We start from the raw sequence: 24,559 nt of genomic DNA, 5'->3' as shown, positions 1-24,559 counted from the left end.
TTTCTACTCGCGGGACAGAATCGATAAATGAACTTAGAATATGATCGTAACCCAATCCGACCCCCTGACTAGAGTCTTCTGGATGATCAGAACCTTGATTCGCTCCCACCATTCATCGCCAACTGCGATTCCTTTTTCCTCGAACGCCATCTGGAGAGGGTTGGTTTTTGTCACGGGCCGCTGCCGTCACGCGGCTCGGATGGGGGTGGTGTTACTGTTTCCCGTTTCCGCTGCGTACGCGCAGGTCCAGCCACCGACTGTCGACTCAACTCGGCCCAGTATTCGCTGGGACGACGGCAGTGTTCGGCTATATGACGGGCAGGATCATAGCGGTCATGATCATGCTGGACATTCGCATCCGTTGGGTGAGGAGACCCGCGAAGAACGCGCGTTGAAGGCGAAGATGACTCCCGAACAACGCGCGGAGTTCGATCGAAAGAAGGCGGAAGCGAAATCGCGTGAAGCTCAGGCGAGAGAGTCGCGATTCGCCTTCATCCCGGATGAAGACAATTCGGAGGAGGCCAAAGCCTACCGGGTGGCGTATGCCGAGTTTCAAAAGGCGGTAACGGAATTGATCATGGCCATGAATCGACATTCGCTGGCCTACGAGATCAACGATGCCAAGCAAAAGGAGCTGGATGATCTGTGGAACTCTGCTCTCTCGAATTGCCACGAAGCCCGTCGCATTTGGATTGAGCAATGCGCGAAGACTTATCTGTCCGATAAACAAAAGTACGCATCTCTTGGGCTCTCGCTGAAAGAGATGTTCTTATTCGATACTCAGCTCGATCGCGTCGATGCTTGGACGACCTCGCTCGCTTCGATGCTCGAACTGGAACCTAGCCTCTTGGACGGAGAGCTTCTCCTTGAACTCGTGTCCGCTTGTATCGCGAATCAAGAATACGACTTAGCGATAGCCGCTGGAGATATACTGAAACAGAAGCAGGAGCTGGTAGAATCCCAGCTTCTATTCCTCAGCAACTTGCCACGCATGAAAGAGACTTGGGAAAAAGAGAAAGCGAAACGTGAAGAGGAGAGCCAACGGGATAATAACCCAAAGATTGAGTTGGCTACTTCCAAGGGAAGGGTTGTGATCGAGCTTTTTGAAGACGATGCCCCCGAAGCGGTTGCGAATATTATCTATCTCACGGAACGGGGATACTACAACCGCAAGTCCTTTTTTCGGGTTGAGCAGCACATGGTAGCGCAAACCGGATGTGAAAAAGGAGACGGCACAGGCGACGCCGGTTACACCATCCGAGGTGAGGCAACTTCAGAGTCGTATCGTCCGCATTTGCGAGGGAGCTGCGCCATTGCGCTTGGGGCGAAAGATGGCGGACCGGATCCTGATAGCGGGAGCTCGCAGTTCTATATTGCGTTCACCGCACTGGAACACTTGAACGGCAAGTACACGGTGTTTGGGCGGGTGATCGAGGGTATGGAGAATGTCGCTTTGTTTCGCCAGATGAATCTAGCCGATGAAGAAGAGAAAAAATCCCAGAAGAACCCTGACTTTATTATTGAAGCCAAGGTGCTCCGAAAACGCGACCACGAATACAAACCTACTCCTGTGCGTGGGAAGCTTTTCCGCTGAAGCAAGTACGCTTCGTTCGCTTTGGCTCTATGCCAAGGTGAATCCACGCCTCGTTGCATGAGAAATGCGGTTGCGATGCAAGACATCATTATTGAGAAGCCGTACCAATTCGTACCTCCCCACCGCGGGAACTGGTTGCCTTGGTCGATTCTGAAGCTTGGACTGGTGAAGCGATACCTAAGAAAAGCGGAGGGGGTCGTCTCCGTGCGGCTTCACGGTATCGATCATTTGAAGGAGTCCAAACGGCGTGGGCATGGGATCCTGCTTGCACCGAACCACTGTCGGTATGCCGACCCGCTCGTGATGAGTTATGTCGCGGAGGAGGCACAGACGCTGTTTTATGCCATGGCAAGCTGGCATTTGTTTGAGCAATCCCGTTTTCAGCGATGGGCCATTTCGACGATGGGGGCGTTTAGCGTTTATCGCGAGGGCCTGGACCGTCAGTCGCTTGATTTGGCCGTGGAGATTCTGTCCGGTACCGAGCGCCCCTTGGTGGTTTTTCCGGAAGGAACGGTCTTTCGTACCAATGATCGACTGCAGCCCCTGCTCGATGGAGTCGCGTTCATGGCTCGCACGGCTGCCAAAAGGCGATCGAAAGAAGGTGACGGGAAAGTCGTGATCCATCCGGTGGCGATCAAGTACGTGTTCCACGGTGATTTGGAAAAGGCAGTCGATCCCACTTTGGATGCGTTGGAAAAGCGGTTGACCTGGCTCAAGCTCAAGGAGGCGCCGTTATTGCCAAGAATCCATCGAATGATGAAGGCCATGTTGAGCCTGAAGGAAATTGAATACCTAGGAAGTTCGCAGACAGGTACGTTTGAAGAGCGACAGCAACGGTTGATCGACCACCTTCTAAGTCCCTTAGAGGCGGAGTGGCTCGGCAAGTCGTTTCCGGAAAATGGACTGATTCCGCGGATTAAATCGCTTCGAATGAAAATCGTCCCGGAGCTTGCGACAGGAGAGATTACGGAATCCGAGCGAGAACGCCGATGGATCCAGCTGTCCCAAATTTATTTGGCGCAGCAGATCGCCTCGTATCCAGTGGATTACCTCGTTTCTCCGACGACGGACACGCGGATTCTGGAAACGATCGAACGATTGGAGGAGGACCTCACCGATCGAGCGAACGTTCATGGCCCGCTCGAGGCCATTATCGAGATCGACGAGGCGATTGAAGTTCCGACCGAACGCGTACCGCGAGGTGAGGAAGATCCTGTCATGAAGCAACTTCGAGAAAGATTGCAATCCATGCTTGACCGACTCTCCACGGAAGCCAACAGCATCAGCATTTCTTAGTCGATTGGACGCAATGGTCGAGTCTCTCAAGGAAGACAGCGCAAGCGAACTGTCTGTGAAATGGAACGAGGGGCTGCACCTTCCAGAGTTGGATGGAATTCGCGGTTTTGCGATCCTTATCGTTACCTTGTACCGCTATTGCAAGGAAATGGATCCGACGGCGAGCACGGCGCTGGCTTGGATCAAGCGATTGTCTCCTCTTGGAGAGAGAGGAGTCGATCTCTTCTTTGTTTTGTCGGGGTTCTTGATCACCGGTATCTTGCTCCGTACTCGCGATCGACCGCATTATTTCCGTAACTTTATGGTTCGCCGGGCTCTTCGGATTTTCCCCCTCTATATCCTGGCATTGATCGTTTGCTTGTACGTTGTCCCGCGACTTGGGGGGCCTTCGTCTTTTCAAGTCGCTGCAGGGGAGCAGGTGTATTTGTGGACATACATTTCGAACCTTCGAATGGCTTGGGTGAATGAATGGTGTTTTGGGCCGCTCGATCATTTCTGGTCGTTAGCGGTCGAAGAGCACTTTTACTTGATCTGGCCGGCGATCGTGTATTGGATCGCACCGAAGCGACTGTTCAGGCTTTGTCTCGCTTGGGTCGTTTTGGTGCTCGTGGCGAGGACCTTCTTGGCTAGGGATGCCGATTACGGAGTGGCCGTGGACGTCCACACGTTTTTCCGCTCCGATGCCCTATCTCTCGGAGGTATGGCCGCGATTGCCATCTATGCCAACTACCAGCCTAAAGTGTTGAAGACGGCGGCTGCAATTCTCGCTCCCCTGTTGTTTGTGGTTGGGATCGCCATTGCATGGACGGGCAAACGGTACTTTGCCATCCCGAATACCCTCATTCCAATACTCTTTGTCTGCGTGCTCTACTGGATGATGCATAGGTCGAAGCACGACGTATGGAATCGTATCACCCGTTGGTCCCCATTAAGATCGCTCGGCAAGTACAGCTATGGGATGTACGTCATTCAGTTACCGTTGGTGACTCTCATACCGGCATCTTCCGTGCTGCAATGGGTGCCAGGCTCGGGTTCGGCGCTCGTTTGGTTTTATCTGTTCTATGTGTGGATTCTGTTCGGATTGACGTATGTTCTCGCGTGGCTTTCGTATCACTGCTTTGAGAAGCATTTCTTGGCGATAAAGAAGCGTTTTGCATAACGGAAGACTTACACGATCAAAAGTAGAGAGGCCTTTCTAGGCGTTCGCACGTTTGTCTGCTAAGAAATGAAGTTGTCGGTACATTGCCAAAATCAAGGGTGCAGAGACTTGTTTTCTCGCCGCAGCGCGGATCGCATTGCCGTATATGGCTTCGACTTCGATGGGGCGTCCTGCCAGATAATCAAGTCGCATGGAGCTGTCATAGGGAACCATGTCGTCGGTATGTTCCATCATGTAAGCGATGAAATCGGTCTCGATCGAGTGGCCGCATTGGACAGCGGTCTCTCGAACTTCAGACATAATCGATTCGGCTAATGCGCGCGAATGGGGGTGGCGCATGATCGAATCCGTACTGGCATTGAGAATGACCGAAAGCCCATTGAACGGGATATTCCACATCAGCTTGCGCCAACGGGCAAGCGACAGATTTTCCGTGGTGTTGCATTCGATTCCGGTTTGGCGGAACAACTGGCAAATGTGGTGGAGGACCTCCATATCAGGTCCCGATTCGTCGTCGTTGATACCACGGTAAGGACCCATGAGGATTTTGCCATAATCCAAATGCTTGATGTGGCCGGGCCCAACTTTATTCGAGCACAAGAAACAGCAGCCTCCTGCGACACGCCCTTCACCCGCCACCTCACGCGCTCTTTGTTCGACATGCAATCCGTTTTGTAGGACTAAAACCAACGAATCCGGATGCATCAACGGTGGGATGAGTTTTTCGAGCAGGTGATTTTGCGTGCTCTTCAGAGCGATAATGATGCAATCGCACTTGGGCATTTCTTCGGGACTGCTGTAGGCATTGACCTTGGGGATATGAAAGTCCCCGAGTTTACTATCCACGCGTAGACCATACTCCCGAACAAAGTCGACATCGGAGTGGAGTAGGAAATGGACTTCCTGACCGATCTTTGCAAGAAGTCCTCCGTAGAATCCTCCCAAAGCTCCGGTACCCACGATTCCGAATTTCATCTCGATATATCCCACTAGCGCGAAACAGTTCTACTCGAAGGCCGTTTGATCAGTCCCTTCATTTGCAAGACGCTCAGTGTACTGAGTACGCGGGACACGGGTAATCCTGATTTCAATACGACGGAATCGATATCCGTAGGGAGCGATTCGATGCATTGCAGTACGCTTTGCTCGATTTCGTTTAGCTGCAGCTCTGCTGGGTGCGACACTCTCGCACCATTCTCCAACTCAATACCTTCAACGAGGGGACCAAGATGTTCGAGGATATCGTCGGCATCTTGTATAAGAATGGCTCCATCTCGAATGAGACGATTGCAGCCGCGGGACATTCGTGAGGTAACGGCGCCGGGAACAGCGAAGACATCGCGACCTTGTTCCCCGGCATGCTGGGCTGTGATCAAGGAACCCGATCGATCGGCCGCTTCAATGACGATCACGCCTAAGCTCAATCCGCTGATGATTCGATTTCGTTGAGGGAAGACACCTGCCTTGGGTTTCGAAAATGGGTGAGTCTCACTGAGGATGGCGCCGTGAGATGTAATTTCTTCTGCGAGCACATCATGTTCGGGTGGATAGACCTCGGTCACACTGCTACCCAGTACGCCGATCGTTCGCCCACCAACCTCCATCGCGGCGCGATGGCATATCGCGTCAATGCCGCGAGCAAGTCCGCTGACGATAGTGAGGCCTTGGCGAGCAAGCGATTTGGCAATCCGTTCGGCCATGGTGGCACCGTAGCTGGTGCAATGACGAGTTCCGACCATGGCGATAGCAAGCGAGTCGTTGGTCTGCAGCTTGCCTCGGAACATGAGAAAGAGGGGAGGGTTTTCCAACTCCAGCAGCATACGAGGAAATTGGCAATCACCGGGAACGAGGATCTGCACGGAATGTTCGATGCAATGTTGTTGGACAAGTTCAAGCAGGTCGCTTTGTGTGCCTTCTCGGATCAATGTGGAAAGTTTGGGTCCGATTCCGCTGACCTTTCCCAAATCTTTGAGCGTCGCGTTGGCGACTTCGCGCGCGGAACCAAAATGATGCACCAATGCGGCCAACGTGCGAGGCCCTACCCCACCGATAAGAGCGAGTCGTAGATAAGGTTCGCGATCTTCCTTCGGAACAAGGCGAATAGGAGGTATCGCGACTTCAAACGGAGGGGCATCGGTGTCGTCGAAGCACGGGCCGTCGGTTCCTTGCGGCGGGACCAATTCGTCAGAGTCGAACAAAGATTTCGTGACAAAATCATCGGGCATGATTCTTCCTCGGGGTGAGAAATCTGCAATCGCATGAGCCTCATTGTATCCTAATTTCTTTTTGGCGCCCCCTTCCCCACTCTTGTATCTGGGGTCTCGAGACGCTCCAATCACTTCTATGCACAGGATCGTGCCCGGCAACCCGAACGAATCGTCCCTTGTTTTGCCGATGTTTTCCCTTTCGCCCAAGGAATTCAGATCATGCGCAGCGCCCGCGCCGATATCTACCGTCCCGACGAAGTCGCTACGGTCCACACCATCGCCACCATTGTTCGCAAGTACTTCTTGCTCGGCGATGATGCTCTCACCCGCAAAGATCACAGCCATCGCGGTCTCTGGATCACCAAGCAGATCGAGGAGCAAGCCCAGTACTTTGGCATCGACGTCCTAGGTCATGCCATCATGAGCAACCACTTCCACTCGGTCTTGCGGTCTCGCCCCGACATTGTCCAAGAGTGGGACGATACCGAAGTGGCCAGGCGCTGGATGTTGATGTGTCCCAAGAGGAAGAACAAAGACAAGACTCCAGCGGAGCCCAACGAAAAGGAGCTCGATGCGATCCGCACCAAGCCCGAGAAGTTGAAAGAGATCCGATTGCGGCTCAGCGATATCTCGTGGTGGATGCGCATCCTTTGCCAGCGAGTCGCCAAGCGCGCCAACCTGGAGCTCCAAGAGACGGGCCGTCTCTTCAATGGCCGGTTCAAGGCGGTGCGGTTGCTCGATGACGAAGCCATCTTGGCCTGCGTGAGCTATGTGGATTTGAATCCCATCCGCGCCCAGGTAGCCCAGACGCTCGAGGCATCCCAGTACACGTCGGTAGCCCAGCGGTTCGCAGCCCTGAAGCAGGAGCTCGCCAAGTCAGAACCGCCCCCGGAGGGAACTCAAACGGAATCGCCGCAGTCCCCAGCGCCCAGCGAAGATCCTGCCTTGCCACAGCGTCTGTTACCAGACGCGTATTTAGCCCCGATAGAGCTGATCGATGAGAGAGGAAGCCAGGGGAGCAAACCGAGCAAGACGAAGAAGCGTTGCAGTGACAAGGGCGTGGTACCGTTGTCATCGATGAACTATATCCAGCTATTGGATGCGACGGCGAGGATTATCCGGGAAGGCAAGAAAGGGTTTACACCCGAGGAGGTGCCTCCGGTGTTGGAGCGGTTGGGATTGGATCCCGAGCGTTGGATCGACTACACGACCCATTTCAGTCGAATGTTCTCATTGGCGGCTGGAAGTGTGCGCAGTATGAAGGAGGCTCGAACGCTGGTCACCCAGCGGCAGATCTACTGTCCGCGATTCCAGCGACCTTCTTAAGAGCTTGTAGCCGTACAGGCCGCGAGCATCTTCTTCTTTGAGAGTGACCCTTGGAGCGGCACTGGGTTCGCCGCTGCGCGCCTCGAGAGTCAAACGGTCCAAAAACCCGTCTTTGACCGCCCCTCGGCCCCCATTCCCCTCGAACCACCCCCTCTCGCCCCCACCTTCGGGGGGCCACTCCCCACTTCCCACCCCCAGTGTCTCCCAGTGTCTTGTGTCAAAAAATGGTGAGTGTCCCCAGTTGTTGGTGAGTGTCCCCAGTTGTTGGTGAGTGTCCCCAGTTGTTGGTGAGTGTCCCTGTTATTGGTGCCTGTTATTGGTGAGTGTCCCTGGTGGATGGGGGTAGAGGAGATGTGGTTGCTGGATGGAGGGGGCTTGGATGGGGGGGCTGGATCTTGGGGCTGGATCTAGCTAGGAAGACGCTTCTCGAGAGAAGCCGATTCTTGATAGAACGAAGGTTGCCGACAGAACGAGGGTTGCCGAAAGGGCTAGCCAAAAAGGAAGACTCGTCAGACAGTCTCTCCAAAAATTCGAGAGATCTCGACGCTCCCAAACCGCAACACGTCCACTCCCATTGACCGACGCCATAAATCGATTGCTCGGACCAAAGGTGCAGGTGCACCCATGTCCATCGAACCACCCGGGGAACCTTTGCGAACGGGAACCATTCCATTTTGCTAACCGCAAACCTTCAGGGTCTGTTTCCAGGAGATATTCCCAGTTTGGAGACAACTGAGCGAACCCAACGGTCTCTAGATTCACAAGCAGTGTTCCTGTCGTGGAGTCCCAGATTTTCGTGCGACGATCCCAAACGGAGGGCGCAGCTGTTCTCTCTTGAAAAGTAACATCTCCCGGGGACGAAGTAACAATACTCTCTCCGTCGGGTGAAAATGCGGCTTGGGAGAAGGGGCCTCCCGAGATGGTTGTTACCATCCTCCCGGATTGAAGTTCCCATACCGAAAGAGATAGCCCTCCCTCGTTGAGGGTGAGCAACTTTGTCCCGTCACTGGACCATCGAGCCCATTTCGCTCTTATCTCCTGTGCTGCCAGAAATGGTTCTGCGATCCCCCGATCCCAATCGACTCTAAGCAGCTTTCCGCTATCGTCGATGACCGTTAACTCTTGGTTTCTCGGATTCCATGCCAGCCGCCCGGGTAACCAAGCTTGCTCCGGCCAATCGATTGCGATTCGACCCCGCTGCACGAAACTTATTGAATCCCAAATAGCCAGCCCTTGATCGAATACCACAACGATCTTTTCGCCGTCGGGTGAGAAGATCGGAAAGCAATCCTCTGCTTGGATGCTGATGCTCCCAATCTTCTTCCCGTCGCCATCGTTCCAAATAACCGCTTGCGCAACGTTCGTCGCGTCGCGAGAAAATCCACTGATGATCATGCCCTGCGATGAGTAACCCGCTAGGCCTTGTCCGTCGTATTGCTCTAGTTCCGACAGCACCTCGCCATTGGAAAGCTCAAGGACACGACTTTGCTTCTGAAAGCCGATCACTAGCCGGCTTCCATCCGGTGCAAACTCCGACTCATGGTATCCGTACGGTACAAACCCCACCCGACTGTAAGACAGGGACCATTCCTCAGCCCATCGCCGAAAAAGATTTAAACCGGACCAAATCAACACAGCCCAACACACCGCGAACGCAATCCATCGCTGAAACCGAAAGGGCTTCTGCCGCTGCCTAGGCTCTGCTGATTCGTTGGAAAATCCCAATCGAACTCCTCCTGGCGACCCAGCGAGTCATTCGGCTCCAGCGTTCATTTTCCCGCTGCCCAGCGAATGCCGTTGACGATGGTGGCCAAGAAAACAGGATCCGAAAATGTTTCATTGGAATGGCCGTACGTGGTTCCGAAAACGCGAGCGTCGCCATACTGATTGGCCCAATAAACGGGATGCTCCTTCCCATCTTTTTCACTTTTAGAAGTCGCTAAGACTTTCGTAGTAGGCCATACCTTTTCAATGATGTAGAGCTCATCCTTGGCAGATCGATATCCATCCTTCGGAATGTCTTTCATCGTGGGATGATCCGGCGCTGTGACGGTTACGGGGTACTCGCTCTGGTGATCATGTCTGCGACTGGTGACTCCGAGGAACGCTCGCCAATCGTCAACATCTGCAGATCGATAGGTGTGCATGGCGCAGTGGATCACCAATGCGTTCACCCCCTCGCGATGCGGCTTGGTGATTCCGCGGATGTACTCGGGGTCATCGGTATCTGCAAAGCACTCGTTATGAATGACGACGTCAAAACCCTCGTACCACTTGGGGTTCTTGTAAAAGTCGATCATCGCCTTCGTTCCCTTGCCTCCCTGATTCACGACAGTCCAGTTTACGGGAAGCGATTTATCCTTCGCCGCCAATTGCATTGCTTTGGTCTGGAAATCGTAGTCGTGGCAGCAGCCGCCGGTGATGAGCAACACCTGGATCGGTTTGCTGGCTGAACGTTCATCCGGAGACTGGCATTGCGCCGGCGAAGCAGCTTGGAAGAGTACGGAGACGAGAGCAACGACCGTGGGAATCTTCAAATTCATAAGGAATTCACCGGATTGTTTTTGGGAGGAATGAGGGTTGGTCCAAGGGAAGAAATGTACAAATTGCCCGTTTCGCGGGGAAAACCGGGCCACCGTGACATTCTTGGCAGTATAGCCTCCTCTGCGGCCGATTACCGGGCGTTGCGAACAGGTTGACACCGAATTTGACACCGTACTACAATCGAAACGCGTGACCACACGTGAAAGTTTGTTCTGTCCGATAACGTTGGAGTGAGGAAATATGAAGAACGCACTGTTGGGTTTGTTTGCCGCTGTTATTGCTTTTGCTGGTGCTAGCTACGCTTTCGAGAAAGTCGACTTGAAAGACGTAAAATGCATGATGAATGGCAAGTCGGCCGCGAAGGAAGACAAGAATTCGGAATGGAAAGACGGCAAGGTTTACTTCTGCTGCGACAACTGCAAGAAGACCTTCGACGGTGACAAAAAAGCCCATGCTTCCAAGGCGAATCACCAATTGATCGCTACCAAGCAAGTCGAGCAAGCTGCTTGCCCATTCACCGGTGGCAAGTTGAATGCAGATCAAAAGATCGAGTTCAAGGGCGCCACCGTCACTTTCTGCTGTGGCAACTGCAAAGGCAAGGCTGAAAAGATGTCCGACGAAGACAAGGTTGCAAAGATCTTCGGCGAAGACGCTTATGCTAAAGCGAAGTTCGCTAAGGTTGAGAAGAAGTAATTCGACAACCGATCTATATGCAAAGGGCTCCGACGACTCGGGGCCCTTTTCTTTTGGCTAGAGTGAGTTTCACAGTGGGGTGCTCGCCAGTTCGGCGTTCTCCGTCATCCATTTTGCTTTGCCCCTTCGCGCTTTGATGCGCGTCGCTTGCAACTCGCAGGATTCCTCTTACAACTAGGTGCAGTCGCTTCGAACGCGAAGTGCCGCTCCTTCTCTATGATCCTGTTCCGAGGTCTCTCATGCGCACCCCGAACGACAACGCATTTACCGCGTTGCTTGCTCTCTTTCTCGTCATGTTACAGGGATGCGCGCCCGAGCAGCCTAAACCGGTCGATGCACCTCCCCCTGATGTGACGGTCCAAAAACCAGTCTCGAAGAATGTGCAGGAGTCGTACGAATATGTGGGGAGGACGGAGTCCCCTGATTTCGTCGAGATCCACGCCAGGGTGACCGGTTATCTCACGAAGATCTACTTCGATGACGGTCAGGAAGTCGACAAGGACCAGCTCCTTTTTGAGATCGATCGCCGTCCCTACGAATATGCTCTGCGCAGCGCGGAAGCCAGATTGGAGCAGGCCAACGCGCAACTCAAGCTCGCGGATCTCAATTTAAATCGAAACCGAACATTGATCGTGACCAACGCCGTTTCGCAACAAGACCTCGATGAGGCTATTCAGCAACAAGCGAACGCGGCCGCCGAGATTCGTTCCGCACAAGCCTCGATCGATCAAGCCAAACTCGATCTGGACTTCTGCATGATCAAAGCCCCCATCGCAGGACGCATTAGCCAAGCCAATATCACCGTGGGGAACCTCATTTCGATGAACCAATTGAATGCCCCGCCCTTAACTACGATTGCCAGCATGGATCCGATGCATGTTTCGTTTGATGCGGATGAGCTTGCCGTCCTGCGATTCCGTGAATACCGCCGCCGTCAAGGCCTGGACGTGGACTTCAAGAATGTCAAGGAACTCAACCAAAAAGTGCTTGTCGCACTTTCGAACGAAACGGAATTCCGGCATGAAGGTCTACTCGATTTCATCGACAACCAAGTTCGACCATCCACAGGTACCTTGTTGGTACGAGCTTCGGTTCCTAATAGCGATCGTTACTTCGCGCCGGGCTTCTTTGTCAAAGTACGCATTCCTTTCGGTGACGAACAGCCTTCTATCTTGATTCCTGAACGATCGATCCTGAGCGACCAAAGCTTGCAATATGTGCTTGTTGTCGGTGTCGATAATGTCGTCAATCGACGCGACGTTGAGCTAGGTTCGACAGAGAATCGTATGCGTGTCGTCAAAAACGGGATCGACCCAAACGATCGTGTCATTGTCAATGGACTCCAGCGAGCACGACCTGGAATGAAGGTCAATCCGACCGAAGAATTGGCGGAAGGTTCCACGTCGATCGAGAAGAAGGAGTAGACGATGTTCGCTCGTTTCTTCGTCGATAGGCCGGTCTTTGCAACGGTTCTATCCTTGGTGATCGTGCTGCTCGGCGGCATTTCGCTCATGCAATTGCCTATCGCGCAGTATCCCGAAGTCGCCCCTCCAACGATTCAGGTCACAGCGATTTACCCAGGTGCCAATGCGCAAGTGGTCGCGGATACGGTGGCCGCCCCGCTGGAGCAGGAGATCAATGGTGTGGAAAGAATGCTGTACATGGCATCTCGATGCACCAACGATGGAATCATGAACTTGGATATCACTTTCGAGCTTGGTACAAATATTGACCAAGCGCAGGTGTTGGTTCAGAACCGTGTCGCTATTGCAGAAGCGAAGCTCCCCGACGAAGTGAAACGCCAGGGGGTGGTAACCAAAAAGAAATCACCAAGTATTCTTCTGGCTGTCAATTTGGTCGCTACCGATGATCGTTACGATCAATTGTACCTTTCGAATTTTGCAACCATCGAAGTTCGCGATGCTTTGATGCGCATCCCCGGAGTGGGAGACGTCGCGATGCTAGGGGCTCGCGATTATGCCATGCGTGTCTGGTTGGATCCCACGAAGCTTGCAGTTCGGAATTTGACCGCCGGTGACGTGCTCCAATCGCTCCGCGAGCAGAATGTTCAGGTCGCAGCGGGCCGGATAGGTCAGGAGCCTGCTGACCCAGGGCAAGAATTTCAATTGGCCATCAATACCAAAGGACGTTTGGTCGAACCCGAGCAATTCAACGAGATCATCGTCAAGACGGGCTCCAAGGGCGAGCTTGTTCGATTGGGCGATATTGCGAGAACGGAGTTGGGTGCAAAGAATTACGACGTCAGTAGCTCGCTGGACAGCAAGCCGAGTGTGACGATGGCGGTATTCCAGCTACCCGGTTCGAATGCATTGGCTACAGCGGAACGTATCCGAGAAGAGATGCGCCGATTGCGAACCGAACGCTTTCAACAAGGCGTTGAGTACGCCATCGTTTACGACACAACGACCTTCGTCGATGAGTCCGTGAAGGAGGTCTATAAAACCTTGATCGAGGCCTTCGTGCTGGTGTTCGTTGTGGTTCTTTTGTTTCTCCAGGATTGGCGGGCCACTTTGATGCCCATGATCGATGTGCCCGTGTCGCTGATCGGCACACTGGCCGTGATGAACTATCTCGGTTTTTCTCTCAACAATCTATCCATGCTCGGATTGGTGGTCGCCATCGGTATTGTGGTGGATGACGCGATTGTGGTTGTGGAGAATATCGAGCGTTGGATGGCCAAAGGGTTACCGGCTCGCGAAGCGACTATCAAGGCAATGGAAGAGATCACAGGGCCGGTGATCGCGATCACCTTGGTATTGAGTTCGGTGTTTCTCCCCACGATCTTTGTCGCGGGGATCCCAGGACAGTTCTTTCAGCAGTTTGCGTTGACCATTGCTGCCTCGACCATTATTTCCGCCATCAATGCGATGACGATGGCCCCCGCTCGAGCCGTAACATTGATCAAGCCGCATGTCGAAGGTCACGATCGCGAAGCGTTACCGCGCTGGGGTGTAGGCTTGCTCGGCGCGATCCTCGTCTATCGCTTCGCACTCCCCTGGTTGGGGCCTTGGGTTGGACTACCCCATTCGCACGCGTCCCACGGTGAACATTCCGATGTCTCCTACAGTTGGGTGCAATGGTGCATCTTTGCGTTTTTGTTGTGCGTCGGCTTTGTCGTGGGCTCGATTGCGTTTCCCGTCGTGAACAAGCTTTTGCAGAAGTTGTTTCGCGGCTTCAACGGGGTGTTCCATTGGCTCACGAACCTTTACGGGAGGACGGTGGCGGGTGCCATTCGCATGAGCGTTATTATGCTCGTTCTCTACGCTGGCTTGATAGGGCTTACCATTCGCGGCTTTCAGGTGGTCCCCAATGGTTTTATTCCACAGCAGGACAAAGGTTACCTCGTTGTCAACGCACAATTGCCGGATGGAGCGAGTCTCCAGCGGACCACCGAGGTCGCCGATCGCATCAATGCCATCCTTCTCAACACAGAAGGAATCGGGCACACCGTAAGCGTTCCTGGATATTCGATTCTTACGAGCACCAATGCGTCCAATTCCGTGGGTATGTTCGTGATTCTAGACCCCTTTGAAGAACGCGGCGGAATCGAGCGTCTGTATTCCGAAGCAATCGTGAAGGATCTGCGTGCGAAGTTGCGGTCTATTCAAGACGCAGAGATCGTGGTCATCGGCGCGCCTCCCATCGATGGATTGGCCTCGACTGCCGGCATGAAGATGCAGGTGCAAGACCGCGCTGGAGCAGGCCCCCAGGCCTTGCAAGGCGCGTTGGCAAATCTTACCGAAAGCGCCAAGGTCGAGCCACGGTTGACAGGAAGCTATTCGAATTTCACAGCCAATGAACCTCAGCTCTTCATCGATATCAACCGAGAGAAAGCCAAAGCCGCCAGGGTTGCATTGAACGATGTCTTCAGCACCCTCCAAATCTATCTTGGCTCGGCGTATGCAAACGATATCACCCGATTCGGTCGCAACTGGCAAGTGAGTTTGCAGGCGGATTCGTCCTTCCGTGCAAAACCCACCGATATCGGACGTCTTAAGGTAAGGAACAGCGATGGAGAAATGGTTCCTCTCGCCACGTTGATCGATGTGCAGAGCGTGAGCGGTCCAGGGATTGTGTATCGATTCAATATGTATCCCACCGCCGACTTCATTTCCAACCCCGCGCCAGGGCAAGGAAGCGGAGATACCATTCAACTGATGGAAGGGATCGCGAAGAGAGAATTGCCGAGCACGATGAGCTACGAGTGGACGGAGTTAGCGTTTCAACAGATTCTTGTCGAGAAAGATTTGTTGACGAAGCTGGTTTTCCCGTTGGCAGTCATTTTCGTTTTCATGGTTCTCGCAGCGCAGTACGAAAGCTGGTCCATGCCGATGGCGATCCTGCTCATCGTTCCGATGTGTTTGCTGGCTGCCGTTGCGGGATTGTGGATCACGAGCTCGGACAACAACATCTTCACACAAATCGGGCTTGTTGTCCTCATCGCCTTGGCAGCGAAGAACGCGATTTTGATTGTGGAGTTTGCTAAGCAATTGCAGCAGGAAGGCGCGACACGACGCGAGGCTGCTATCGAGGCATGCCGAGTCCGATTGCGTCCCATCTTGATGACTTCTTTCGCTTTCATTCTTGGCGTTGCGCCGTTGGTGGTCGGCCGTGGAGCCGGATTTGAGATGCGACAGTCGCTCGGTATCTCCGTTTTTTCTGGGATGATCGGTGTGACCATATTCGGCCTGATTTTCACACCTGTTTTCTACGTGCTGATCGATTGGCTGGGATCGTTGACAAAGAAGCAGGCCGCTGTCGAAGTCGGAGCTGAATCCACTGCTCCGGTACCCAAACGGCGATGGTGGGAGAAGATTCTCAAGAAGTCTCCCTAGCGTTTCGATCCGAAGCAGCGAGGCGTGAATTCTACGGTTACTTCACAAATCGAATCCAATCGATGTTCATCAGGCCGGACCGATTGGTTTCGTTGACACAGACAAAGTAGAGATCGGCATACGCTTCGGCACTGGTCGCTTCCTTCAAGGGCTTTTCCATAGCGACTTCGTACCACCCATCCCAATCCCCATTGACCTTGACCTGTAAGGTACCGACGAGCGGACCGTCGGGACCATTTCTGCGTACCTCGATCTTGCCTCCCGCGCCCGCGGACGTGACGTTGGCGACGATGGAGTGAAATTGATTCAACGGAACGCGGTCGACTCGCAGATAAGAGCCGTGATTGATGGCTCCGCAAAACTTTCCGTTTCCTGCTTTGTGAGAACCAAGTATCTGCATGTCGTGAATCTTGTCGGCTCGTTCCGCTTGCAAGGTTCGCGAACGCAATTCGATGGATTGGGAGGTTGAGATAGAGGGTATCGATCCCCAGCCTTTGTCGCGATAGGTTGCGTTCAATTGAAGCTTTCCGTCGAAGTCCTTTTTATCCGTGAGCAACTCGACAATATTCGAGAGTCCGGAGCGGTATTCCGTGGCGGGGTTGGGAACGGCTGCGAAGACCCATTCCACCATTTCGCGGATTTCGGATGGTGTGAATTGTTCGTGAGGTAGCATGGGTACTTTACCCCAGACACCGGTCGACCCAACTCGGACCCGTTCGACAGACGCTTCGATGGCGCCAGGTTGATCTCGATATTTCTTGGCAACGTCGACAAAGGCGGGACCGATGAGGGGAGTTTCGACGCTATGGCAATTGAAGCAATCGCTGTTTCGCATTCGTTTCAGTCCGGCTGGAACCGACGCTGGATCTTCCGAGTTCTCTCCCGAGATCATCGTCGCTTGAACACTCACTCGATTGGGAGCGTCCGCGTCGATAAACTCCAAATCCAGTTCTTCCGATTCGTCGGAGTCCGAGGTCCCGTCTTCCAGGTCCTTGACTTTGATTTTGAAAGAGACCCGTTCGCCGAGATCGAAGAAGTCACCATGCTTAGGCCGAACAAACTGCAGTTCGGGAACTGCGTTTCCGACGACGAGCGTCAAGGTAGCGGTTCCTCGGCCGCCCTGGGGATCTGTCAATTCGAGTTGAACGTTGTAGACACCTCGCTGCGTCGCCGTCCATTGCAGTTTGGGGGTTGTGCCGATCAGTTGAAGGTCGGCTGGTGCTGGTCTTGAAGCGGCTTGGGGGGCTTCCGGTGATGCAGGGACTTTGGATACCAACCAGCGATACTGGAGCGTGTCGCCGTCCTTGTCCGATGAGCCATCGCTGGAGAGTTCGACTTGAAGTGGTTCCTTGCCAGCTAACTTATCGGCTCGTATTTGGGCGGTTGGGGCACGGTTGCCGCGGTGGTAGTCAAGTCGGATCAGTTTAGCGTCTGGGTTGCGGCCCCAGGTTTCCCCGTATTCGATGACGTAGAGTACACCCTGGCGATCGAACTCCATGTCGATCGGGCGAGTGAATCGCATGGAGGGTAAGAAGGGTTCGATTCTTTGGATGCTGGAATCGTCATTCAGGTGGACTGCTGCGATCCAGTTTCGAGACCATTCGTAGATAAACAGGCATCGATGGAAGTGTTCTGGAAACTTCGTCGGCGAGTTGAGCGAGGGAGAGAAATCGTAGGTGGGACCAGCGCAAGCGGTCCGCCCTCCCGACCCTAGCTCCGGGAACTCCTCGGATGGACCACCTGGGTAGTAGATCCAGGCGGGTTGAGCAGGTGGAAGCAAGGGGGAGCCGGTATTGAAGACCGACCGGTTGATCGGTTTGAGGGGATCAAATCGTTCTCCTGTTTGTTTCGTTTGGTAGTCGTAGGCTGCATAAGGCTGATTGTTGGCGATGAACAATGGCCATCCAAAGTATCCCGCCGTTTTCGCTTGGTTGACTTCGTCATAGCCGCGTGGCCCGCGTTCGTTATCGCCACCGGCATCGGGGCCCACGTCACCCCAGTACAAGAATCCCGTTTTCGGATCGACGCTGATACGCCAAGGGTTTCTGCATCCCATGACATAAATCTCGGGATGGCCGACGGAACCATCGGCGGGAAAGAGGTTCCCCTCGGGGATTTCATATCCCCCTTCTGCGTTGGGGCGAATGCGAAGGATCTTGCCGTTGAAGTTCTTCGTATTCGAAGATGTTCGCAATGCGTTGAAGGAACCTTTCGAATCTCGTTCGTCGATAGGCGCATAACCACCGGAATCACCGAAAGGATTCGTGTTATCTCCCGCACTGATGTAGAGGCATCCGTCCGGTCCGAACGCCAGCGAACCCGCATGGTGACAACATTCTTGACGTTGTTCTTCGTACTGGAGGAGTAGCACTTCGCTTTGCATGTCCAATTTGCCGTCGCGATAGGTAAAGCGGCTGACATGTTGACCGCTGAACGAAGGGGGCGAGTATTGCAAATAGACCCAGCCGTTGCTCTCGAAATGGGGATCGAGGGCGAGGCCGATCAATCCGTTTTCCTGTTCGGTTGTCACGTTGATTTTGCCAATCGTCGCCAGCGATCCTGTGTTGGGATCGAGTCGTTTGATTTCGCCAGCCAGTTCGATCAAGAAGATCGTTCCATCTGGTGCGATCGCTAATTCCATCGGCTGGATGAGATTACCGACGAGTTCGGTTTTTTCAAAGCGGTTCGGATCGTAGGATTCCTCACCCCTGGAAGCCGACTCGAGCGAGGCCCAAGATGTGAGTGCGAGGCAAGCGAGAGAAGCGACGTTGCGAGATCGTGCTCGGCGCATAGGGAGCCTTTGAAGCAAAGTGGCGGGGATGTTGGCGGGTGTAGTGGCAGGAGGATTCTATCCTACTCGAGCGGGGGGCGTCGTCTATGGTAACCGGGGAGAATTGGACTACACTGAGGTGCCCTCATTGGGAAGCCCTCATTGGCTGCCCACCCTAGTCCACCCTGTGGTCCCCCGCTGTCATTCCGAGTGCAACGAAATCGAAGGACTCCATGTCGAGTACGAACCCATCCTCCGTCTCTAGCCTGTCCGATGACGACGTTCATTTCATCGATCGATTGCGAGATTCGTATCGCCGTTTTTCGGGCGAGCTCGGAAGAGTGATCGTCGGTCAAAAGGATACCATTGAGCAGTTGGCGATCTGCATGTTCGCGCGGCGTCACGCGTTGCTGATGGGGGTGCCAGGTTTAGCCAAGACGCTTTTGGTTGGCAAAGTTGCTGAGACGATGTCCCTCGGTTTCAGTCGCATTCAATTCACGCCCGATTTGATGCCGATGGATATCACCGGTACGGATATTCTTCAGGAGTCGAACGAAGGGCGTCGCGCATTTCAGTTCATCAAGGGTCCGATCTTCGCGAACATCATCTTGGCGGACGAAATCAACCGGGCTCCACCAAAGACCCAGGCGGCACTTCTGGAAGCGATGCAGGAGCAGCGGGTAACGGTGCTGGGAAAAACATTCGAGCTCGATTCCCCGTTTATGGTCTTAGCCACGCAGAATCCAGTTGAGCAAGAGGGGACGTATCCGCTGCCCGAAGCCCAGCTGGACCGCTTTATGTTTCTGATCGAGTTGGATTATCCGAACGAGGCAGAAGAGATTCAGATCGCGAGGAGTACGACCGGAGATGACGCGTCGACGTTGAGTCCAGTGATGACAGGGGAAGAGATCATCGGATTCCAGAAGCTTGTTCGACGAGTTCCCGTGCCGGATCATATTTACGAGTACGCGGCCAAGTTGGTACGCAAGACGCGTCCTCAGGGAGAGACCGCTCCTGCTTGGATGAAGTCGTATGTCAGTTGGGGGGCGGGGCCTCGCGCGGTCCAGAATCTGATTTTAGGGGCCAAGAGTCGTGCCGCATTGCAAGGAAGCTACATGGTGCGGCTCGAAGACCTTCAAGCCATTGCGAAGCCTGTGCTGGTCCATCGCATCATCACGACGTTTGCCGCTCAAGCCGAAGGGATCTCTGCCAAGCAGATCGTGCAGCGATTGATCGATGAAATGGAATAAAGGATGATCGCATGCTTCCTGTAACGCGTTCGTTCTTGGATCCGCAGGTGCTGTCGCGGCTTTCGGCGCTCCCACTCTTGTCTCGCTTTGCGATGCAAGGAAACATTTCAGGGCGTCACGCGTCGCCGCACCTGGGGTCGAGCGTTGAGTTTGCGGAGTATCGCAAATACGTTCCCGGTGACGATCTGCGAAGGCTGGATTGGAGAGCCTACGGGAGGACCGATCGCTACTACGTGAAGGAGTTCGAGGCCGACACCAATCTGCGATGTTGTTTGGTAGTCGACACGAGCGGCTCCATGGAGTTCGCGTCCAAGGGGAATCCATCCAAGCTCTTTTTTGCGAAGTGTTTAACGGGGACGCTCGCTTATCTGGCGACGCAACAGGGGGATGCAGTGGGACTTTCGTGCGTCTCGGAAAAGCTGACACAGAACATCCCGCCGCGAAGATCACCGGCTCATTTGAAAGTCGTCTTGGACCAATTGGAGCAATGCAAGGGGGCGGGGGCTACCCATCTGCCTGCCGTATTGCATGAGTTGGCGGAAACCTTTCGACAGCGTGCATTGGTGGTTGTGGTATCCGATCTTTTCGTCGATACGGCGGAGCTCAAATCGTCGTTCGAGCATTTGCGATTTCGCAAACATGATGTCGTCGTCTTTCATTTGCTCGACCCTCAAGAGATCGCATTCGAGTTTCAGCGCCCGGTCCGTTTCTTGGATATGGAAGGAGGGATGCCTCTTTTCACCGATCCGGCGGAGCTCGCCGATCGCTACCATCGTGCATTGAGAGAGTATTTGGAGCGGATGCGGGCCATCGCGATCGAGACCGGGGTCGACTACCATCGCACCATTACCAATGAACCTTACGAGCAAGTGCTCACACGATGTTTGTTGGGACGCACCGGCAGCCGAGGTGTGCGATGAGTTTTTTGCAACCCGTCTTGCTCTTCGCGCTTCCTCTGCTCGCTATTCCGATCCTTGTTCACTTGATCCACTTGAGGCGTTATCAGTCGGTCCCATGGGCTGCCATGCAGTTTCTATTGGTGGCGAGTCGAATGTCGAGTGGATATAGTCGATTGCGTCAGTGGATCGTATTGGCTTTGAGAGCTCTCGCGATCGCGGCGCTCGTATTCTTCATGGCCCGTCCGCTCGCGAGCGGCGTGTCTGGCTGGCTAGCGTCCGATGTTTCCCAATTGCAGGTTCTCGTTCTCGATCGTTCTCCTAGCATGCAGCAGTCGGTTTCGGAGCGGGGTGTGACCAAGCTTCAAACCGTTCTCGAAAACTATGCGAACTGGAGCAAGACGGTTGGGACGGGGGTGACGATGGTGTTCACATCGGGGCACGAGGACCCGATCGAATTGTCCAGTCCGAGCGAATGGGTGCGCGATCCGCGATTGCAAGGGAATGCTCTCACCACGAATCTTCCGGCGTTGGTCGAAAAAGCCTGTCGATACATCGATCAAAAAGGGGCGGCGCGCGCCACGGTTTGGATTGCGTCGGACCGTCGGGAGAGCGATTGGCGAAGCGAGTCCGGCGAGTGGGCATCCATGCGTTCTGCCGTTCAGGAAGGGAGTGCAGAGGTACGGTTTCAGGTACTGGAAACGCATTCGGAGTTGTCGAATCTCGCCATCCAACTGGATGCGGCGAAGCTCATTGCGGGGGATGATGGCAATGAACTGTCGATCAGTTGCCGCGTCGTGGCTTCCCAGCTGGAATCCGGGACGGCGCAGGCGAATCAGACCATTCCGCTTGAGATACGGATCGGAGATGCGAACACGATCGTAAACCTCGATTTGGTTTCGGGAGTTGGAGAGCTTAAAGGCTTCCGCATTCCGATCGATAAGGCCCCGGAGAAGGCCACGGGATGGGGGGCGATCCGAATCCGTCCGGATTCCAATGAAGCGGACAACGTAGCATACTTTGCATTCGAACCTCCCTTGCCTCGCAAAACTCTAATCATTAGCGAGGATTTCTCGAAGCTCGACGCTATTTCTCTAGCAGCAGCGATTTCTTCTGAAAGCTCGGTGCAACAATCTGTTCAGACTATTGAGCCTTCTCAAATGGCGATCGCGGTCTGGGACGAGGTGGTGTTGGTCGTTTGGCATGGACCGCTTCCGCAAGGGGACGATGGAAAGTTGCTGGAACGATTCATCGAACGAGGGGGGCAAGTTCTCTTTTTGCCACCTGAGGTCCCAGCGCCCCAGCGGTTTCTCGGGTTGCAGTGGTCCAACTGGGTCGAGGCCGATGTGACAGGAGACCCGGAGGCGATAGGGTTGCGCGTAGGGCCTTGGCGCAACGACACAGTTCTCCTTGGAAACACTCAGAATGGTAATGCCGTTCCGTTAGGGGATGTCACGGTCTCGAGGTATTGCAAGATGGAAACATCTGCGACCGAGCTAGCGCGGCTAGAGGATGGAGCGAGTTGGCTGGTGCGATTGGATTCGGTATCGGAGAAGAGTTCCGGCGCGGCCTATGCGATGGGGAGTACCACACAAGTCGGCGACACCAATTTGGCATCGAACGGTATTGCGTTGTACATCATGGTGCAACGAATGATTCAAGAGGGAGCAGAGAAGTTGGGCAGGCAGCCCAACCGATGGGTCGATACGACAGAGTCACCTTGGAGTGACGGCACGGAAATGGTGTTGGGGAACGAGAACGTTCTATCGAATCGCTTCTTTGAGCACGCAGGAGTCTATCGAATGGATTCGATTCCGTTTGCACAAAACCGTCGACCGGAGGAAGACCTGCAGGTTAGAATTTCTGACCAAGATCTGGAGAAGATATTCGAGGGGTTGGTTTGGTATCGCGTCGATGCCACGCTGGCCGACACCGGATTAGTCCAAGAGATTTGGCGTTGGTTTGCGTGGTTCATGTTGATTGCTTTGTTTGCAGAATCGATCCTCTCTTTGCCGGCAAAGCGCGTCCAAGCCATTTGTCGCACTGAAGCTTTTACTTAGCCGAAAAGGAGAGGATCATGGGATTGGTAACGCGACGGCAAGCCGTATTGGCCGCGTTGGGGAGTGGGATTTGTGGCAGCATGTCGATCTCGCCCGTTCTCGGACGAGCTATCGCAGCGCAAACACCGGAAGCGACCGAGATCACGGGTAGGCAGATATCCGAAGCGTGCTGGATCGCCGATGTCCGTTGGACCGACGAACAGTGCGAAGAGGTGGCAAAGAGTTTGAATCGGAAATTGGCGGGCTGGAAAGCATATCGACAACGATTGCCCAGCGAGAATGTACCGATGCCCCTCGCGTACCGCCCCTCTTTCTTTTTGCCTGCCGATGAGAAGGGCAATCTGTTTCCGTTTCAGCAAGATCGCGGGCTGGATGCTTCTGTGCTTCCAGTTGTTCCGAAATCGACGGGATTGGTTTGGGACAATCGAATCGAGGATGTGCTCGAGTGGTCGATTAAGCATCTAGCGTATGGACTGCGACAGAAGTGGTTTACCAGTGAGGATTTGACCGAGTTTTATTTCCAGAGATTGAAAGATGCGAACGAGAAATTGTTGTGCGTTGTACGCATGAATGAGGCAGCGATCGAAACGGCGAAGGAACGAGACAAGGAGTTAGCGAGTGGAACGGATCGAGGGTTGCTCCATGGGATTCCGTGGGGTGCCAAGGATATAATCGCGGTGCGCGGGTTGCCTTGCAGTTGGGGAGTGGGGCGTTATGAAGATCGCGAGTGGCAGGAGACCGCGACCGTTGCTCGTAGGCTTCAAGAGGCGGGTGCGGTTTTGTTGGCTAAGCTCTCGGTGGGAACGCTCGCGTGGGGAGATGTGTGGCATGGTGGCCAAACCAAGAATCCTTGGAATCCCGAGCAAGGAAGTTCGGGGTCATCGGCAGGAAGCGCCTCGGCCGTTGCGGCGCGACTTTGTCCGTTTGCGATCGGGACCGAGACTTTGGGAAGCATTGTTTCGCCGACACGCGTATGCGGAACGTCAGGATTGCGTCCGACCTTTGGACGGGTAAGTCGAGCAGGGTGCATGACTTTGTCATGGACGATGGATAAGGTTGGACCAATCGCCAATCGTGTCGAGGATTGCGAAGCGATTTTCGCGGCCATTTTGGGACCGGACGGGTTGGATCCGACGGTGGTTGAGCTTCCTTGGACGGGCCGCTCCGAGCTTACGCTCCAGGGCCTTCGTGTGGGAGTGACGAGCCGAATGAATGCCTCGGAACGCGAGAGTCGAAGTTGGTTCGAGGGGCAGGGGGCCGAAATCGTGGAGCTCCAGTTCCCCGACGCACCGATTCGAATCATGTCCGATGCGTTGGGTACCGAGGCAGCTTCGGTGCACGAGATGCTCTTTCGGGACGCCAAAGAGGACAGTGAGTTAGGGAAGTGGGGGCCCTCCTTTCGCGAAGCGCAGTGGGTGCGGGCCGTCGACTATCTGCATGGAATGCGCTGGCGAGTCGCAATGATCCGCGAAACGGAGAGCGAGTTGCGCAAGGTCGATTTGCTAATCGGCGATGGGGATCTTTCCAGGATGAATTTGACGGGGCATCCCACGTTAGTGGTCAGCTTTGGTGAAGAAGAGAGCGAGCGAAAGCCTCGTACCGTCGCCTTGACTGGGCGTATGTTTTCCGAGGGAGTCTTATTGTCTGCGGGAGCTGCAATTCAAGAGGCTAAGCCTTTTGTTGTTTTCGGAAAATAAATTTGCAGAGATTTGCCTTCGTTCCAAACGTGACCTAGGTTTGTAATTGTCCGCTCAGCATGAGCACGACAAACCTGTGGGTGGGATTCCGCTGCGGTGTACCAGCCAGTGCATTGTTCTTTGGGGCTTTGAGCAATGCTGCTGTGGTATCTGCGGTTTCGGTAAGCATCTTGCAACCATGCTTACCTCCCACTCCTAGATTGCAGAGGCC

General features: G+C 54.2%; 17 protein-coding genes. 11 read left to right on the top strand and 6 right to left on the bottom strand.

Annotation, left to right across the window (positions count from 1 at the left end; all coding sequences use genetic code 11):
- Nucleotides 1–82: 82 nt before the first annotated feature.
- Genes VN12_RS26185 through VN12_RS10975 form a run of 3 tightly spaced genes read left to right on the top strand, consistent with a single transcriptional unit; the run spans nt 83 to nt 4,049 of the window.
- A complete protein-coding gene (locus VN12_RS26185) occupies nt 83–1,594 on the top strand; it encodes a peptidylprolyl isomerase (protein ID WP_205855250.1) in 1,512 nt (503 codons plus the stop codon).
- A gap of 57 nt (nt 1,595–1,651) precedes the next feature.
- Nucleotides 1,652–2,890, top strand: a complete 1,239-nt coding sequence (locus tag VN12_RS10980; RefSeq protein WP_240491395.1) for a 1-acyl-sn-glycerol-3-phosphate acyltransferase — start codon at nt 1,652–1,654, stop codon at nt 2,888–2,890.
- Nucleotides 2,891–2,903: 13 nt separating this feature from the next.
- Entirely contained in the window at nt 2,904–4,049 is a 1,146-nt protein-coding gene (locus VN12_RS10975; protein ID WP_146676846.1) for an acyltransferase family protein, read from the top strand.
- Between the two features lie 36 nt (nt 4,050–4,085).
- On the opposite strand, the gene VN12_RS10970 is transcribed toward VN12_RS10975, so the two are convergent.
- Nucleotides 4,086–5,024 carry a putative 2-dehydropantoate 2-reductase gene (locus tag VN12_RS10970; protein ID WP_146676845.1) on the bottom strand — a complete coding sequence of 313 codons (939 nt, stop codon included), beginning with the start codon at nt 5,022–5,024 and terminating at the stop codon, nt 4,086–4,088.
- 14 nt (nt 5,025–5,038) lie between these two features.
- Nucleotides 5,039–6,274 carry a DNA-processing protein DprA gene (gene dprA / locus VN12_RS10965; protein ID WP_146676844.1) on the bottom strand — a complete coding sequence of 412 codons (1,236 nt, stop codon included), beginning with the start codon at nt 6,272–6,274 and terminating at the stop codon, nt 5,039–5,041.
- Nucleotides 6,275–6,475: 201 nt separating this feature from the next.
- On the opposite strand from dprA, the gene VN12_RS10960 reads away from it, so the two are divergent.
- On the top strand, nt 6,476–7,582 hold the full coding sequence (locus VN12_RS10960) for a hypothetical protein (RefSeq protein ID WP_146676842.1): 1,107 nt from the start codon (nt 6,476–6,478) through the stop codon (nt 7,580–7,582).
- Nucleotides 7,583–7,993: 411 nt separating this feature from the next.
- Here VN12_RS10960 and VN12_RS10955 read toward each other — a convergent pair whose 3' ends face one another.
- Both VN12_RS10955 and VN12_RS10950 read right to left on the bottom strand, forming a co-directional pair.
- Nucleotides 7,994–9,307 carry a WD40 repeat domain-containing protein gene (locus VN12_RS10955; protein WP_146676841.1) on the bottom strand — a complete coding sequence of 438 codons (1,314 nt, stop codon included), beginning with the start codon at nt 9,305–9,307 and terminating at the stop codon, nt 7,994–7,996.
- Nucleotides 9,308–9,351: 44 nt separating this feature from the next.
- The gene (locus tag VN12_RS10950) at nt 9,352–10,125 is read right to left on the bottom strand and encodes a ThuA domain-containing protein (protein ID WP_146676839.1); all 774 of its coding nucleotides are present in this window, start codon (nt 10,123–10,125) and stop codon (nt 9,352–9,354) included.
- A 241-nt stretch (nt 10,126–10,366) separates the two neighbouring features.
- Between VN12_RS10950 and VN12_RS10945 the strand changes: the two genes are divergently transcribed.
- The 3 genes from VN12_RS10945 to VN12_RS10935 all read left to right on the top strand — a co-directional run bounded on the left by VN12_RS10945 (nt 10,367) and on the right by VN12_RS10935 (nt 15,675).
- On the top strand, nt 10,367–10,819 hold the full coding sequence (locus VN12_RS10945; RefSeq protein ID WP_146676838.1) for a hypothetical protein: 453 nt from the start codon (nt 10,367–10,369) through the stop codon (nt 10,817–10,819).
- Nucleotides 10,820–11,058: 239 nt separating this feature from the next.
- Entirely contained in the window at nt 11,059–12,243 is a 1,185-nt protein-coding gene (locus VN12_RS10940) for an efflux RND transporter periplasmic adaptor subunit (protein ID WP_146676837.1), read from the top strand.
- A gap of 3 nt (nt 12,244–12,246) precedes the next feature.
- A complete protein-coding gene (locus tag VN12_RS10935) occupies nt 12,247–15,675 on the top strand; it encodes an efflux RND transporter permease subunit (protein ID WP_146676836.1) in 3,429 nt (1,142 codons plus the stop codon).
- A 37-nt stretch (nt 15,676–15,712) separates the two neighbouring features.
- Here VN12_RS10935 and VN12_RS10930 read toward each other — a convergent pair whose 3' ends face one another.
- Nucleotides 15,713–18,466 carry a PQQ-dependent sugar dehydrogenase gene (locus VN12_RS10930; protein WP_146676834.1) on the bottom strand — a complete coding sequence of 918 codons (2,754 nt, stop codon included), beginning with the start codon at nt 18,464–18,466 and terminating at the stop codon, nt 15,713–15,715.
- Between the two features lie 212 nt (nt 18,467–18,678).
- Between VN12_RS10930 and VN12_RS10925 the strand changes: the two genes are divergently transcribed.
- Genes VN12_RS10925 through VN12_RS10910 form a run of 4 tightly spaced genes read left to right on the top strand, consistent with a single transcriptional unit; the run spans nt 18,679 to nt 24,348 of the window.
- Nucleotides 18,679–19,695, top strand: a complete 1,017-nt coding sequence (locus VN12_RS10925) for an AAA family ATPase (protein ID WP_146676833.1) — start codon at nt 18,679–18,681, stop codon at nt 19,693–19,695.
- A gap of 11 nt (nt 19,696–19,706) precedes the next feature.
- Complete coding sequence (locus VN12_RS10920; RefSeq protein WP_146676832.1) at nt 19,707–20,615, top strand: DUF58 domain-containing protein; 909 nt, start codon at nt 19,707–19,709, stop codon at nt 20,613–20,615.
- Nucleotides 20,612–22,651, top strand: coding sequence for a BatA domain-containing protein (locus VN12_RS10915; RefSeq protein ID WP_168164332.1), 2,040 nt, complete (start codon nt 20,612–20,614; stop codon nt 22,649–22,651). The genes VN12_RS10920 and VN12_RS10915 overlap by 4 nt, the downstream gene beginning before the upstream one ends.
- A 17-nt stretch (nt 22,652–22,668) precedes the next feature.
- Nucleotides 22,669–24,348, top strand: a complete 1,680-nt coding sequence (locus VN12_RS10910) for an amidase (RefSeq protein ID WP_146676830.1) — start codon at nt 22,669–22,671, stop codon at nt 24,346–24,348.
- Nucleotides 24,349–24,382: 34 nt separating this feature from the next.
- Here VN12_RS10910 and VN12_RS26635 read toward each other — a convergent pair whose 3' ends face one another.
- A complete protein-coding gene (locus tag VN12_RS26635) occupies nt 24,383–24,517 on the bottom strand; it encodes a hypothetical protein (RefSeq protein ID WP_256388130.1) in 135 nt (44 codons plus the stop codon).
- Nucleotides 24,518–24,559: the final 42 nt, after the last annotated feature.

Origin of the sequence: Pirellula sp. SH-Sr6A, assembly GCF_001610875.1 — a bacterium.
In the GTDB taxonomy this organism is placed as follows: domain Bacteria; phylum Planctomycetota; class Planctomycetia; order Pirellulales; family Pirellulaceae; genus JBKCUI01.
This window is presented reverse-complemented; position numbering and strand designations above follow the sequence as displayed.